Annotated in this window: 11 protein-coding genes; 6 read left to right on the forward strand and 5 right to left on the reverse strand. The window is 73.3% G+C overall.

The window, feature by feature from the left end:
- The first annotated feature begins 63 nt into the window (after positions 1-63).
- Positions 64-681 carry a sigma-70 family RNA polymerase sigma factor gene (locus AB0I82_RS29955; RefSeq protein WP_363260522.1) on the forward strand — a complete coding sequence of 206 codons (618 nt, stop codon included), beginning with the start codon at positions 64-66 and terminating at the stop codon, positions 679-681.
- Positions 678-2,111: a zf-HC2 domain-containing protein gene (locus tag AB0I82_RS29960; protein WP_363260524.1), complete on the forward strand. Its 1,434-nt coding sequence runs from the start codon at positions 678-680 to the stop codon at positions 2,109-2,111. Before AB0I82_RS29955 ends, AB0I82_RS29960 begins: the two co-directional genes overlap by 4 nt.
- Positions 2,112-2,140: 29 nt before the next feature.
- Here the strand turns inward: AB0I82_RS29960 and purU are convergent, their stop codons facing one another.
- Both purU and AB0I82_RS29970 read right to left on the reverse strand, forming a co-directional pair.
- Positions 2,141-3,013, reverse strand: a complete 873-nt coding sequence (gene purU, locus AB0I82_RS29965; protein ID WP_363260525.1) for a formyltetrahydrofolate deformylase — start codon at positions 3,011-3,013, stop codon at positions 2,141-2,143.
- A gap of 99 nt (positions 3,014-3,112) precedes the next feature.
- Positions 3,113-3,625 carry a hypothetical protein gene (locus tag AB0I82_RS29970; RefSeq protein WP_363260717.1) on the reverse strand — a complete coding sequence of 171 codons (513 nt, stop codon included), beginning with the start codon at positions 3,623-3,625 and terminating at the stop codon, positions 3,113-3,115.
- Positions 3,626-3,761: 136 nt separating this feature from the next.
- Between AB0I82_RS29970 and AB0I82_RS29975 the strand changes: the two genes are divergently transcribed.
- Entirely contained in the window at positions 3,762-5,114 is a 1,353-nt protein-coding gene (locus AB0I82_RS29975) for an ABC transporter substrate-binding protein (protein WP_363260527.1), read from the forward strand.
- Positions 5,115-5,153: 39 nt separating this feature from the next.
- Here AB0I82_RS29975 and AB0I82_RS29980 read toward each other — a convergent pair whose 3' ends face one another.
- Positions 5,154-7,148 (reverse strand): hypothetical protein, encoded by a 1,995-nt coding sequence (locus AB0I82_RS29980; protein ID WP_363260528.1) that lies wholly within the window; start codon positions 7,146-7,148, stop codon positions 5,154-5,156.
- Positions 7,149-7,386: 238 nt separating this feature from the next.
- Positions 7,387-8,775 carry a transcriptional regulator gene (locus AB0I82_RS29985; RefSeq protein ID WP_363260529.1) on the reverse strand — a complete coding sequence of 463 codons (1,389 nt, stop codon included), beginning with the start codon at positions 8,773-8,775 and terminating at the stop codon, positions 7,387-7,389.
- 387 nt (positions 8,776-9,162) lie between these two features.
- Between AB0I82_RS29985 and AB0I82_RS29990 the strand changes: the two genes are divergently transcribed.
- The 3 genes from AB0I82_RS29990 (at position 9,163) to AB0I82_RS30000 (ending at position 12,716) form a co-directional block, all read left to right on the forward strand.
- Entirely contained in the window at positions 9,163-9,837 is a 675-nt protein-coding gene (locus AB0I82_RS29990; RefSeq protein WP_363260530.1) for a bifunctional DNA primase/polymerase, read from the forward strand.
- 414 nt (positions 9,838-10,251) lie between these two features.
- A complete protein-coding gene (locus AB0I82_RS29995; protein WP_363260531.1) occupies positions 10,252-11,076 on the forward strand; it encodes an ABC transporter ATP-binding protein in 825 nt (274 codons plus the stop codon).
- Entirely contained in the window at positions 11,073-12,716 is a 1,644-nt protein-coding gene (locus AB0I82_RS30000) for a transporter (RefSeq protein ID WP_363260532.1), read from the forward strand. The genes AB0I82_RS29995 and AB0I82_RS30000 overlap by 4 nt, the downstream gene beginning before the upstream one ends.
- An 81-nt stretch (positions 12,717-12,797) precedes the next feature.
- On the opposite strand, the gene AB0I82_RS30005 is transcribed toward AB0I82_RS30000, so the two are convergent.
- On the reverse strand, positions 12,798-13,679 hold the full coding sequence (locus tag AB0I82_RS30005; RefSeq protein ID WP_363260533.1) for an alpha/beta hydrolase: 882 nt from the start codon (positions 13,677-13,679) through the stop codon (positions 12,798-12,800).
- Positions 13,680-13,955 lie beyond the last annotated feature (276 nt).

The raw sequence follows: 13,955 nt of genomic DNA on the forward strand, positions 1-13,955 counted from the left end.
GACTCTGTGACGATGGACTTCTGTGACGGCGGGCACAGCGGCGGCGGAGAAGGGGGGCCGTGGATGGTGAACGAAGCGCCACCGCGCTGGGACAGGCGGATGCAGCAGCGGCTCGCGCGCGGCGAAGCGGCCGCGCTCGGCGAGCTGTACGACCGGTTCGCTTCGCTTGTGCACAGCCTTGCGCAGCGCGTTCTGGAGGACGAGGCGGCCGCCGACCGGATCACTCGCGAGGTCTTCGGCTACATATGGGAGAACCCGGACGCGTACGACCCCAAGCAGGGCTCGCTGCGTTCCTGGGTCGCCACGCTCACCCACCGCCAGGCCGTGCACCGGCTGCGCCAGGCCGAGGCCGCCTCCGCGCTGGACTGCGGCGCGGACGCGCCCGGACCTGCCGAGATCGAGCAGAAGATCAACGCCGCCTCGACCGCGGCCCGCGCCGACTACATCGTCACGTCCATGCCGGCGCCGCTGCGCGCCGCGCTGGAACTGGCGTACTTCCAGCGCCGCGACTACCGCCAGACCGCCGCCGACCTCGGCGTCACCGAGGACGAGGCGCGCCGCCGGCTCCGGCTCGGCCTGCAGCTCCTCGCCACCGCGCACAACCACCAGGCGGGACCGCCCGCTCCGGGCCGCCCCGCCGCGCCACCGCCGCCGGGCTCCGGATACGGACGGGCGCTGTGAACGGCCCCGAGGACTGGGACCGTTACGGCCCGCAGGACCCGGAGGGCCCCGGCCGCCCGTGCCCCGGCCGCGGCGAGCGCCCGCGCATACCGTCCCCGCGCCGCCCGGCCGAGGACCAGGGCCCGCTGCCGGACGTACGCGCGTCCCGGCCGGACGGGCCCCAGCGGGACAAGGACCAGCCGGAAGAGCGGGAGACCCCGCAGGAGCCGCGGACGCCGGAGCAACGGAGGACGTCCGAGGACGCCGCCACGGAGAAGGACGCCGCCACGGAGAAGGACGGGACTACGGACCAGGACCCCGCCGGCGCCGGCCTGCCCGAGCCGCCGCACGCCGTGCTCAAGTCGCTGCTGGGCGCCTGGGCGCTGGCCGCCTGCTCGCCCGAGGAGACCGCCGCCGTCGAGGCGCACCTCACGGACTGCGCCGCCTGCGCGGACGAGGCGCTGCGGCTGCGGGACGCCGTCGGCCTGCTGCACCCCGCCGACAGCCTGGACCTGGACCCGCTGCTGCGCAGCCGGGTCCTGGAGAACTGCCTGGGCCGCCGCCCGGCCCGTATCCCGGTGCCCGACTGGGCGGGCCCGTACGACGCGGAAACCGCCAAACTGGACGCGCTGCTGCGGGACATGGGCGAGTCGGAGTGGCGGGCCCCGGTACGGCTGCGGTGGTTCGAGAACGACCGCGAGGCCGGCCGCACCACGACCGTCGCGGGCGTCATCGGCCATCTGATGTCCGTGGACGGCCTGGTCGCCACGGCCCTCGGGCTCGCCGACCCGCTCGGCGCCGAGGTACCGGAGGAAGCGCCCACCGACCCGACGGAGCGCACGCTCGCGTACTGGCGCACGGGCGTGCACGAGGAGTCCCCGCTCGCCACCCGTGAGCCCTGGCGCGAGCAGAGCCACGCCCTCATACGTACGGTGGCTTTCGCGGGCCGTGGGGTCGCCGAACTGGCCGTGCCCTACGGCGACTTCCGGCTGCCGCTGCGCGACTCCCTGCTGGAGCGCGCCTTCGAGTGCTGGGTGCACGCGGGCGACATCGCCGATGCCGTGGACTATCCGTACGAGGCCCCGGCCGCGCACCACATGCACGGCATGGTCGACCTGGCGGCGCGGCTGCTGCCGTCCGCGCTGGCGGTACGGCGCCGGGCCGGGCTCGCCGCGCCGCCCCGGCGGCTGGTCGAGGCGGGCACACCGGGGCGCACGTTGCACCTTGAGGTGGAGGGCAGTGGCGGCGGCCACTGGTACATCGCGCTGGATTCGCCCGGCGCGCTCGGCACACCGGACCGCACGGTCGCGCACATCGCGCTGGACAGCGTGGAGTTCTGCCAGCTGGCCGCGGGGCACGTCTCGCCCGAGGACGCGGCGGCGGGCCAGCACGGCGAGCGGGACGCGATCCGCGAGGTGCTCTTCGCGACGGCGTCCCTGTCCCGGCTCTGAGAGGCCGGGACGGGGGCGCCGTATCGGGGTCAGCCGAAGACGACCGTCCGGCTCCCGTTGAGCAGCACCCGGCGCTCGCTGTGCCACTTCACCGCGCGGGCCAGCGCCTGGCACTCCACGTCCCGGCCGACGGCGACGAGCTGGTCCGGGGTGACGTCGTGGCCCACCCGCGCGACCTCCTGCTCGATGATCGGGCCCTCGTCGAGGTCGGCGGTGACGTAGTGCGCGGTGGCACCGATCAGCTTCACGCCGCGCGCGTGCGCCTGGTGGTACGGCTTCGCGCCCTTGAAGCTCGGCAGGAAGGAGTGGTGGATGTTGATGATCCGGCCCGACAGCTCCTTGCACAGGTCGTCGGAGAGCACCTGCATGTACCGGGCCAGTACGACCAGCTCGACCTGCTCGGCGCGGACCAGCTCCAGCAGCTGCGCCTCGGCCTGCGGCTTGTTGTCCTTCGTCACCGGGATGTGGTGGAAGGGGATGTCGTACGAGGCGACCAGCTCGGCGAAGTCGGTGTGGTTGGAGACCACGGCCGCGATCTCCACCGGCAGCGCGCCGATGCGGGAGCGGAAGAGCAGGTCGTTCAGGCAGTGCCCGAACTTGGACACCATCAGGATGACGCGCATCTTCTCGTCGCCCCGGTGGATCTGCCAGTCCATCTGGAAGGAGTCGCCGACCGCGGCGAAGCTGGCGCGCAGCTTGTCCAGTGTGACGGCGGTCTCGGCGCGGAAGTGGACCCGCATGAAGAAGAGTCCGGTGTCCCGGTCCCCGAACTGCTGGCTGTCCACGATGTTGCACCCGGTCATGAAGAGGTAGCTGGACACCGCGTGCACGATGCCCTGCTTGTCCGGGCAGGACAGCGTCAGGACGTACTGGTCGGAGAGGGCGGGCTGCGACTGGCTCATGAGGACAAAGGGTCGCACATTCCGGCCCGCCGGTCACCGCGTACTCCCCGCTCCCGGGCGCCGGGCGGCGTCCGCGTGGCGCGGCTCACTCCTGCGGTCTCACTCCTGCGGTTCCAGTCCCCTGGTGAGGATGGTCAGTACTTCGAGGGAGCGCGGAGGCTCGTCGGGGTCCTCGCCGTCGGCGGTCGCCATGCGGACGTGGGCGTCCCGTGCCGCCCGTACGGCCTCGGGCCAGCCGTGGTGCTCCAGGTAGGCGGTCACCGGGGCGTCCGCGCCGACCTGGTGCAGTATGCGCAGCACCCGCAGGACGGCGACATCCACCAGCGAGGCTTCCTGGGAGTCCCGGAATATCGTGCCGACATATTTCTCGGCGGACCAGTTGTCCAGCCAGGTGTCCTCCACCAGCCGGTACACGGCGTCGGTCACATCGCCGTAGCCGGGGAGGCCGGCCAGCCAGGTCTCCTGCTGGAAGACGGGGTCGGAAAGCATGTGCAGCGCCGAGCGCACATTGGCGCGCCAGCGCCACCACGGCATGTCAGTGAGCGGCATGGCGCCCATGGTGGTCGAGCGGCGGCCGCGACGGGAAGACTTCTCCGAACCTTGCACAGCAATCGATCGTACGTTCTCGGACACCGGACCACGGGCCGGGGGCCCGTGATCGCCTCTCACCTGCTGTTCACCTTCGTGTCACTTTCCGTTACCCGGACGGCACTCAGGTGTTATGCCCTGGCCGGAAGGGTGCCGGTACATGACCGGATGGCGACGTTCCTTTCCCCGCTTCTGCCACCGCGCCACCGTGACCCGCTCAGCGACGGCGGGCGCGGCGGCCATGGCCGCCCTGCTGACGGGCTGCGGCACGCTCCCCGGGGCCGACGGGAATGCCGCCGGAGCCGGTGACCAGGCGCCCATCACCGTGATGACCTGGGCGCCCGCCGGCACCAAGGGCACGAACATGGCCGGGATGCCCGCCATGGCCGAGGCGTACGCGCGCTGGGTCAACTCCAAGGGCGGCATCGCCGGCCACCGCCTGAACGTCATCACCTGCAACGAACACAACGAATCGGTGGCCGCCGCGCGCTGCGCCCAGAAGGCCGTCGCCGCGCACGCCGTCGCGGTCGTCGGTTCGTACAGCCGCCAGGGCCGTTCCTTCATGGCCCCGCTGGAGGCCGCCGGCATTCCGTACATCGGCGGCTACGGCGTCACCAGCGAGGAGTTCGACAGCCCGCTGTCCTACCCGGTCAACGGCGGCCAGGCGGCGCTGCTGGCCGGCAACGGGCGGCAGCTGGCCGCCGAGTGCAAGCGCGTCTCGCTGGTCCGCCCCGACACCATCCAGGGCGACCAGATGCCGCCGATCCTCAACGCCGGGCTGGCCACCGAGGGCCGCTCGCCCGCCCACGACATCCGGGCGCCCGAGAGCGCCACCGACTACACCGGAGCGGCGCAGAGCGCGCTGGACGAGGTCGGCGCCGATCCGGAGTTCTACGGAACGGCGGAGTTCGGCGCGCGGGCCAAGGGCTCCTGCGTGACCGCGACGCTCGGCGAGCACACCGACACCTTCTTCGACTCCTTCCGGCGCCTCCAGGAGGACAACCCGAAGGTGCAGATGGCGTCCGTGCTCGGCAGCGTGAACCAGACGCTGGTGGACCGTACGGGCGGCAAGTCCAGCCCGCTGGAGGGCGCGCTGGTCACCGGCTGGTACCCGGACGCGCGCGACCGGCGCTGGAAGCCCATGCGCGACGTGATCACCGAGCACGCCTTCAACGACAACCGCATCGACCCCGCCGACGCCGGGGTGCAGACGACGTGGATCGCGTACACCGTGCTGCGCCAGATGGTCGAGCAGGTCACCGAGGACGGCCAGGAGGTCACCGCGCGCTCGCTGCAGCAGGCGCTGGACCGCGGCGACCGGGCCGTCGACACGGGCGGCCTCACCCCGAAGCTGCGCTGGCGCTACGACGACATGCTCGCCGTGCAGTCCTTCCCGCGGATCGTCAACGCGATGGTGACCTACCAGGTCGTACGGGACGGCCGGCTGGTCACCACGCACTCCGGCTTCGCCAACCTCGCACGGACGCTGGAGAAGCCGCGCCGGGACGCCTGACCGAACTGAGGGGCCCCGGCGAGATCGGGGCCCGCTCGGCTAGAGCTGCTCGGGGCTGTGCTCGGTCAGGCCGTACTTCGTCGCGATCGGGTTCCAGAGCTTCGCGGCTTCCTTCTTGGCCGTGGTGGCCTGGCCGCTGGCGGTGTTGCCCGCCACCGCCGCCTTCGTGCCGCGCGCCTTGCCCTTGTGGCAGCCCTTCTTGCCCGCGTGCGCGACCTGGTCGGCCCAGGTCGCGTAATGGTTGTCGGCCGCCGCCGAGGACTTCCAGGCGTTGGTCAGCGCGGTGGTCAGCTCGATGTGGTCGGGCAGCTGGTCGGTGGAGAGCTTCCCGAGCCGGGTGACCAGGTCGTTCCGCTGCCCGGCCGCGTCCCGCAGGTCCTTGGCCGCGGCGCCGAGCTTGGTGCAGGACTTGATGTTGGCGACCGCCCCGATCACCGCGGAACGGCTGTTGTTGCTGTCCTTGAGCAGCGCGTCCAGCTCCTTGGCCTGTACCTCGGCGGGGTCCGCGGTCGGCGAGGGCTTGCCCTGCTTCACCGTGTCCGCCGACGACTTGCCGCCGTCCTTCTTCGCGTCGTCGTCGCTGCCGCTGAGCGCGTAGCCGACGCCGAGCCCGGCGCCGACGCAGACCACCACGACCGCACCGATGATCGCGGCGGGCGCGAGCTTGCGGCGCCGCCCGCCACCGCCGCCGTGGCCGCCGCCGTGGCCGGAGCGGCCCTCGGGCGGGTACGGGCCCTGGGGCGTGAACCCGGAGTGCTGCGGCGCGGGGCCGCCGGGCTGCTGCGCGGCGTGGCTGCCGGGGTACTGGGGGCCGGGGCCCGGCTGCGCGCCGTATCCGGGCTGCGCGCCGGGGCCCTGCGGCGCGCCGTGGCCCTGCGGCGCCGCGGGCGGCTCGAAGCGCGGCATCTGCTGGGTGGATCCGGCGGACTCGGCCTCGGCGGCACCGGCCCCGGCACCGCCCGGCCCGTCGCGGAAGAGGCCGTCGAACTCGGCCGGGGTCGGCCGGTCGCCCGGCATCCCCGGCCGGATGGCGAACGGCGCACCCGGCGGCGGCTGCGGCGTGCCACCGCCGACCGGCGGGATCAGCTGGGTCGCCGCCTCCGTGCCATCGGGGGAGGCGGGCGCCTGCGGCATGACGGGCCGGCGCAGCATCGTCGTGGACTCGGCGTCCGACTCGGGCCGCTTGTTCTCGGGCGGCAGCGAGCCGGGCATGGGGCCGGAGGCAGTGGGCCCCTGCGGCGCCGGCATCGGCTGCGCGGCGGGCCCGCCGGCGAAGGGCTGGATGAGCTGGGTGGCCTCGCTGTCGCCGCTCGCGGGCGGCAGCGGCCCGGCGTTCTGCCCGGCGTTCTGCGGCGGCAGCGGCGCACCCGCGCCCGCGCTCTGCTCGTCGGCGGCGGGCGGCAGCGGCGCGCCGGCCTGCCGCTCGGCACGTACGAGCGCGCCACCGGTGGCGCTTCCGGCCTCGTCCGCACCGGGCCGGTCGTCCGTAACGGGCTGGGGGGCGGCGGGCTGCGGCGGCTGTGCCGTCTGCGGCGTCTGCGGGTAGCCGTAGCCGGGGCTCGGGGCGGCACCGTAGGCGGCCTGGCCGCTGTACGGGTTCTGCTCCCCGTAGGAGGACTGCTGCGGCTGCTGGGCATACGGGGACGGCGCGCCGTACGAGGGCTGCGGCTCCCCGTAGGAGGGCTGGGCGCCGTACGACGGCTGCTCGCCGTAGGAAGCCTGAGCCCCGTAGGAAGCCTGGGTCCCGTAGGAGGGCTGGGCGCCGTAGGACGGCTGCTCCGGCGGCATCGGGGGTACCGGCGGCTGCCCCTGGGGCGGCGGCGGGTACGCGCCCGGCTGCTGCGGTGCGTAGGAGCCCTGCTGCTGCGGCGCCTGGGACGGGCCCCACGGCTCGCCCCACGGCTGACCGGCGGCCGGCGCGGACTGCTGGTCGGGGACGTACGGCTCGCCGCCGTTCGCGGGCAGCACCACGCCCTCGCGCGCGGGCCCGCCCGCAGGGTTCTGCGGGTCGCCGCCCTGTCCGCTCTGCGTCACCGGGACTCCTACTTCTGCTTCTTACGGAATCGTCGGCTCACGCTACCGGGTAGCAGTCACGTTCGACCACGTCCCCTGGTCACCGGCCACTTGACACACAACAGCCCCACCCGTCGATTACGGAGTATCGACGGATAAAGAGGGCGCTGGCCGGGATGCGCTCCGGGGCGGACCCGGGGAGGGTGCTGACGCGGAGCCTGGGGCGGGGCCCGACGTGCGGCCGCCCCGGGCCCGTCCGTCACGCCGCGCGCAGCTCCAGCCGCGCGGCGAACTCCCGCACCACCGCCTCCTCCCGATACGGCTCCAGGCGCGCCTGGAAGTCCTCCAGATACTCCGCGCCGCGCGAGGAACGCAGCCCGCTCAGCAACTCGGCCGCCTTCGTACCCGTATGGCACGCCTGCTCGATCTCGCGCTGCTGCACCTGCGCGCTCGCCAGCAGTACGAGCCCGATCGCGCGCCGCCGCGCCCGGCTCTCGGGGTGCCCGGCGAGCGCCTGCTCGGCCTGCTGCCTGGCCGCCGCCGCCTGCCCCAAGTCCCGGTGGCAGTGGGCCAGTTCATCGGCGAGATAGGCGGGGTCGAAGTGTGCGATCCACGCCGGGTCGTCGCCCGCGTCCGTACCGGACTCGGCCCGCTCCATCGCGCTGACCGCGCGCCCGGCCACGGACTGGAACGCCCGGGTGTCCCCCATCAGCGCGTGCCCGCGCGCCTCCGCCGCGCAGAACATCGCCTCGGCGCGCGGCGTCACATGCCCGCGGGTGCCTTCCTGCGCCGCGCGCGCGAGCTGCGCGATCTCCCGGGGGTTGCCGAGCGAGGCGGCGAGGTGACTCATGCTGGCGGCGAGCACGTACCCGCCGTAACCACGGTCACCGGCCGCCTGTGCCAGCCGCAGCGCCTGGATGTAGTACCGCTGCGCCAGCCCCGGCTGGCCCGTATCGACCGCCATGTACCCGCCCAGCTCGGTCAACCGGGCCACCGCGGCGAACAGTTCGCGCCCCACGGACTCCCGGTACGTGCCCGCGAGCAGCCCGGAGACCACGCTGTTGAGGTAGTGCACGACGACCGGGCGGACGTGCCCGCTGCCGTACTGATGGTCCAGCTCGCTGAGCGCACTCGTCATCGAGCGCACCGCCTCGACGTCCGAACGCCCCACCCGCGCACCGGCGTTGCGCGCGACCTGGGTGTCGGCGCCGGTGATCAGCCAGTCCCGGCTCGGCTCGACGAGCGCGGAGGCGGCGACGGTCGAGCCGCTGAGGAAGTCCCGGCGGCCGACGTCACTCCGCCACAACTCACAGACCTGCTCTATTGCGCCGAGCACAGTGGGCGAAAACTGCAATCCCACACCAGAGGCGAGATTCTTGCCGTCGGCCATGCCGATCTCATCGATCGTGACCGTGCGCCCCAGCTTGCGGCCGAGTGCCTCGGCGATGATCGCGGGCGCCCGGCCGCGGGGTTGCTGGCCGCGCAGCCAGCGGGCGACGGACGTCTTGTCGTAGCGCAGGTCCAGGCCGTGCTCGGCACCGCAGACGTTCACGCGGCGGGCGAGCCCGGCGTTGGAACAGGCAGCTTCCTGGATGAGCGCCTGCAGCCGTTCGTTCGGCTGCCGCGCGACGAGTGGCCTGGCGGCCATGCTGTACCCCCTGTGTACTGCGGCGCGTTCACCGTCGAACGCCGTCCCCGTCCATCATTTCCCGCCCATACCCGCGATATCCGCTTTTTGCGTCGCTACCGCGCGACATAAGCGATACTCACCAAATGCCGGACCAGCCCCCTTAACGCTCCTCGCCGCCCGCCGACGCGTGCACGAGTACGCACCGATACGCACTCGCGGAGTGGCTCACTCCTCGCCGCCGGACGGCCTTCCCGCCCCGTCACGCAAGTGGCTACCCAGCCTCCGCCGCACGGCCTCGTACGCGCCCCCGCCCGTGCATCCATGCGCCCCACGTGCAAGAACGTTGCGCCGTGCCGTGCCACTTGTTGGCCGTAACCCTTGGTGACAGCGGAAGTTGTCCCGTTCGTGGAACAGAGCAGCGGAGTCACAGGAGCCCCACAGGTCCCCCAGCAGCGCGGTGAGCGGCTGCTCGACATTGCGGTGCGTTACGCGGCGGAACGCCATTGGGACGTACTCCCCGGCGCATGGCTGGAAGACGACGGTGCGGCACCGTACTGTTCGTGCGGCGCCCGTGACTGCCGGACCCCCGGCGCCCACCCCCTCGCGGCCGACTGGCCCACGGCGGCCACCGGCAGCACGACAGCCATCCACACCCTGTGGACGCAGCACCCCCGTGCGGCGATCCTGCTCCCGACGGGCCGCACATTCGACGCGCTGGACGTACCGGAGACCGCGGGCTGCCTGGCCCTGGCCCGCATGGAACGGCACGGCCTCCCGCTCGGCCCGGTCATCCGCACCCCGGACCGCCGGATGCTCTTCCTCGTCCTCCCCGGCGCCGCCGCCGCGATCAAAGACCTGGTACGCAAGCAGTCCCGCCCCTCCCCCGCCACCCTCGACCTGACCACCCACGGCGAGGGCACCTACATCGCCGCACCCCCCACCCGCACCGGCCGCCACGCCCCCGTCCAATGGGCCCGCCACCCCACCCCCGCCAACCGCTGGCTCCCCGCCACAGAAGACCTCCTCGACACCCTCACGTACGCCTGCGGCCTGGAGGCATCGGCAGCCAGGGGGCGGTGAGGGGCGGGTGAGCGAGGGCGCGGGGAAGCGTCACTTGCGCCCCTGCCCGGCCGCCTCCGCGCGACGTACGGCCAACTCGGCTCACACCGTCTTCCCCCGCCCCGCCGCCACCCAGCCCCGCTGCCGACTCAGCGCACGGACGACCCCAAGCCCACGCCCCCGCTCGCAAAGACCCTCCGGATCACCGGGCCCGGGCTAACTGACCTTCGGCGATCGGGCTGCGGGGCGAGGAGGAGAGGGCCGGGGGCGCTGAGAGGCGGGGCGGGCCAGGGGCCCCCTCCCCCTCCCCCGCCGCCCGTTCCGTATGTACAGGTCGCTCCTCATCCCGCCCGGTCTCGCGTCCGCCGCATATCGTTGGAGCACGGCGGGGGCTTGACCGGGTCCTGCCTTGACGTCCGAGGACAGGGGAACCGAGTGACGACCGAAAGTTCGGGTGCTGGGGAACAGGCTGGCACGGCGGAGGCGCCGGCGGCGGTGCGTATCCACAGTCTCTGGAAAAAGTATGGAGATCACACCGCGGTTGCGGGGATCGATCTGACGTTGCCCGCAGGGCGGTTCATCGGGCTCGTGGGGCCGAACGGCGCGGGGAAGACGACCACGCTGTCGATGGTGACCGGGCTGCTGCGGCCGGACGCGGGCCAGGTCGAGATCGGCGGGCATGACGTGTGGCGCGACCCGGTCGCCGTGAAGTCGCGGATCGGGGTACTGCCCGAAGGGCTGCGGCTGTTCGAGCGGCTGTCGGGCGGCGAACTTCTCTCGTACATCGGGCGGCTGCGGGGGCTGCCCGGCGACGAGGTCGACAAGCGGGCCGGGCAGTTGCTGGACGTACTCGATCTGTCCGCGGCCCGGAACAAGCTGGTCGTGGACTACTCGACCGGGATGCGGAAGAAGATCGGGTTGGCGGCCGCCCTGCTGCACAACCCGGAGATTTTGTTTCTGGACGAGCCGTTCGAGGGCGTCGACCCGGTGTCGGCCCAGACCATTCGGGGCGTACTGGAGCGCTACACCGGGTCCGGCGCGACCGTCATCTTCTCCAGCCATGTGATGGAGCTGGTGGAGTCGCTGTGTGACTGGGTGGCCGTGATGGCGGGCGGGAAGATCCGGGCCGATGGGCCGATCGGCGACGTGCGCGGTGACGCGCCCTCGCTGCAGGACGCGTTCCTCGAACTGGTCGGCGCGGGCAGCCGCGCGCGGGCCGGGGAGAACCTGGACTGGCTGGGCGGGGGCGGCGCCCGATGAGCACGGCCACCCGCCCGGTGGGCACGCCGGCCGCCGCCCCGCCGGCCCCGGCCCTCACGCCCCTCTTCGTACGGCTCAAGCTGTCGCTCCTGAAGAACGGGCTGCGGCAGTCACCGGGGCGCACCGCCGCGTACGTCATCTCGATCGCCGTCACGCTGCTGTTCGCGGCCGGGCTGCTGCTGGGGCTGATCCTGCTGCGCGGCGTGTCCGGCGCGCCGGCGCTGGCCGTGCTGCTCACCGCGATCCTCACGCTCGGGTGGGCGGCGATGCCGCTGTTCTTCCCGACGGCGGACGAGACGATGGACCCGACCCGGCTGGTGATGCTGCCGCTGCGGCCCCGGCCACTGATCGGCTCGCTGCTGATCGCCTCGCTCATCGGCGTCGGGCCGGTCTTCACCGTCGTACTGGCGGCCGGTTCCGTGGTCGCCGTCGCGCACGGCGCGGCCGCGGTCATCGTCGGGATCATCGCGACCGTGCTGATCGTCCTGGTGTGCGCGGCGCTGGCGCGGGCCATCGCGACCGCCAACGTACGGCTGCTGACCAGCCGCCGCGGCCGCGATCTCGCCGTCCTCAGCGGCCTGTTCGTCGCGCTCGGCGCGCAGGGCGTGAACCTCGCCGCGCAGAAGCTCGCCCAGTCGCAGGGGCTCGCGGTCCTCGAACCGGCCGCCGCGGTGCTGCGCTGGATACCGCCCGCCTCCGCGGTGGACGCGGTGGACGCGGCGGGCCGGGGCGCTTACGGGCGCGCGGTGTTCGGCCTCGCGCTGACGGCGCTGGCGCTCGTCCTGCTGCTCTGGTGGTGGAGCCGCACGCTGACCACTGTCATGACCTCGCCCGACTCCTCCACCCTGCAGGCCATCGAGAAGGACAGCGGCCGCAAGGGGGACGGCCGCGCCGGCGGCTGGGAGCGGCTGCTGCCGGACGGCCGTACGGGGACGGTCATGCGGCGCACGCTGCTGTACGGCTGGCGCGACCCGAAGACGAAGATGGGCTGGGCCGCGGCGCTCGGCGTCGGCCTGATCCTCCCGGTCGTCACGGCGGTGCAGGGCGGCGGCAGCGTCTATACGGCGTGCTGGGCGGCGGGGCTGCTCGGGCTGCAGATGTACAACCAGTTCGGGCAGGACACCTCCGCCTTCTGGATGGTCGCCTCGACACTCGCCACGCGCCGCGACGCGTTCCTGGAGCTGGCCGGGCGGGCGCTGGCGGTGGCCGTGATCGCGGTGCCGTACGTGACGCTGGTGGTGCTCGGCTCGGCGGCACTCCTCGACGACTGGGCGGCCTTCCCCGAGGTGTACGGGGTGGCGCTGGCGCTGCTCGGTGCGCTGGTGGCGACGGGGGCCTTCGCCTCGGTGCGTTTCCCGTACTCGATCCCGTCCGACGGCAACAAGAACGTCGCACCGGGGCAGGGCGGGATCGCCTGGATCAGCATGATGGTCGGCGTGCTCATGGGCGGCCTGCTGTGTCTGCCGGTCATCGGCCTGACCATCGGGCTCCATGTGGCGGGGCTGCACGGGCTGTTGTGGCTGGTGCTGCCGGTGGGCGCGGTGTACGGCGCGGTCGTGGCCGTACTCGGGCTGCGGCTGACCGCGCCGGGCGTCCTCCGCCGGCTGCCGGAGATCCTGGTGGCGGTGAGCAAGGGCTAGCGGGGCGAGACGCTGAGAGCAGGCGGGCGTCCGTCCCTCAAGGGGGCGGGCGCCCGCTGCTTCGTGCCAAGAGCGGTCCGCTCAGGTCGGGATCGCCCCGTGCAGGAACGGTTCCAGTGCGCGGCGCCAGTCGTCCGGGCGCTCCCAGGGGAGGAGGTGACCGGCGTCGGAGATCTCGGCGTAGGCGCCGCGCGGGAGGACGCGGACCATCTCCTGGGCCTCGGCGCGGCCCAGTTCGCCGTCCAGGCCGCGGACGACCAGCGTGGGGCACTCGACCTGGGCGAGCTCCTCCCAGTGCGCGTCGTGCACCCATGCCTCGCGGACGGCGAGCATCTGGCGGCGGGAGAAGACCGGACGCCAGCCGTCGCCGCGCTCGGCCATCACCTCGGCGAAGTACTCGCCGCGCACCGGCTTCGGCCGCTCCAGCGTGGGGTCGTCCTCGCCGAACCACTTGCGGACGTCGGCGAGTGTGGCGAAGGGGACCGGCCAGGAGCGGAACCACTCCTCCCATTCGCGCTGCGATGCCGCACCCAGCGCCGAGGCCCGCATGTCGCAGATGACCAGCGCGCTGACCAGGTCGGGGCGGCGGGCCGCGAGCTGCCAGGCGGTGAGCGCGCCCATGGAGTGGCCGATGACGGCGGCCGGCGCGAGATGCAGCTGCTCGATGGCGGCGATCGCGTCGTCCACGTACGTCATGCGGTCGAACGGCCCGTCGGTGGGCTTCTCGCTGCGGCCGTGGCCGCGCTGGTCGAGGCCGACGGGGCGGTAGCGCGCGCCGAGCCAGCGGGCGGTCTCCGCCCAGTGCGCGGCCCGTCCCATCAGGCCGTGGAGGAGCAGCACGCCGGGGCCGCGTCCGTTGTGCTTCCGCTCCGCTCCTTCGCCGCCGGCCTTGGGAGGGTCGGTGAACTCCCAGGCCGCGAGCCGTACGCCCCCGGTCCCTGTCACGTCGATGCGCCGCACCATTGCCCTGGCACCCCCATCCGTCCCATTGAGCAGCCCCACACTATCGAACCCGTATTCGAATGTATCGCCGTCGCTCCCAACACCCCTCGTACGAGTGACCATGCTCAAGGATTGGCCGTCCGCGGCACGGGGAGAGTGTGAGCGGGAGGCGGGCCCTGACGGGAAGAGGGCCCGCGGGGGAAGACCCTGGGAGCTCGGGGCTCCGGGTCTTCGCGGGGGGACATGGGGAGGCGGGGCCCCGGCTGCTCGCAGCGCCGGGGCCCTCGCTGTCAGTGG

The sequence above is a fragment of the Streptomyces sp. NPDC050315 genome, assembly GCF_040655775.1.
Lineage (GTDB): Bacteria > Actinomycetota > Actinomycetes > Streptomycetales > Streptomycetaceae > Streptomyces.